Source organism: Eudoraea algarum (genome assembly GCF_050589645.1).
In the GTDB taxonomy this organism is placed as follows: Bacteria; Bacteroidota; Bacteroidia; order Flavobacteriales; family Flavobacteriaceae; genus JBNGOQ01.
The window spans coordinates 1-1,263 of the sequence record NZ_JBNGOQ010000011.1; the positions used below are offsets into that span (position 1 = coordinate 1).

1 pseudogene is annotated in these 1,263 nt (G+C 60.6%); it reads left to right on the plus strand.

Going from position 1 to position 1,263, the window contains the following annotated elements:
* Positions 1 to 84: 84 nt before the first annotated feature.
* Positions 85 to 1,263: pseudogene (locus ACRD67_RS20645) on the plus strand (hypothetical protein); the annotation flags it as partial.

Genomic DNA, 1,263 nt, shown 5'->3' on the forward strand with positions numbered 1-1,263 from the left:
ATTGACGTCCTCGAACCGGCACAGCTCGCCGCCGAGGCCGTACAGACACAGGCATATACCTGCCTGCAGCTGGGACAGATCACCGTGGGAAGCGTAACGCCAACATCAGGGGGGTCCGGCGACTACCAGTACCGCATCAACGGAAGCGCATGGAGCGCCGTGACCACCGGGGGGACCGTCTTCACCGACCTGGCCGACGGCACCTATTCCATAGAGGTCCGGGACGCCAATGCCACTTCCTGTACCCTGGTACTGCCCGACGTGGTCATCGCGCCCCTGCCCACAGAGCCCGTGCCCGCCTCTTCCGTGACCTACAACTGTGACGGCAGCGGGAACATCACCATATTGCCCAACGATCCAACCTATACCTATAGCATCGACGCCGGCGCGCCACAGGCATCCAACGTCTTCAACAACATCGCCGTGGGAAGCCATACCGTGACCATAGACTACGGAAGCGACTGTACCGTGGACACCACCGTGGTGGTAGATCCCGGGAACGCCTTCGGCGCGAACATCGACGCCTTTACCGATATCAGCTGTAACGGACTGGCAGACGGCGATATCACCATATCGGCCGAAAACTTCGACGGGGCCACAGGCTTCGAGTACAACATCAACGGAGGGGGCTTCACCACATCACTGGTATCCCCCGTGACCCTGTCGGGGCTCACCGCACAGGCATACACCATAATCGTAAGGGACCTTAGGGACACGGCCAACTGTTCCGTGACCCTGAACCAGGCCCTCACCGAGCCAACGCCCATCGTGGCCGCGGCATCCATCACCGACCCCTTTACCTGTAACAACACGGGGGCCACCATTACCGCGAGCGCAAGCGGCGGGACCCCCGCTTACCAGTACCAACTGGAGGACAATGTAGGGGGCGTGATCACCGCATACCAGGCCAGTGCCGTCTTCAACAATGTCGGCGCCGGGGACTATATCATCAGGGCAAGGGACAACAACCTGTGCTCCGACCCCATTGACACGGCCATAACCGTTGCCGCACCGAGCAACCCCACCTTTACCGTTACCGAAACGGCATGCTACAGCGGCGCCAACGACGCCACCATACAGGTCGACGTCACATCACTGCCCGGCAACGGAGGCTTCCAGTTCAGCATCAACAGCGGACCCTGGATGACACCAACGCCCGCAACCGCAACAACATACACCTTCGCCAACCTGGCCAACGGAACCTATACCATTGACGTACAGGACCAGTTCGGATGCCCGGCAACGCAGCAGTCCGTGACCATT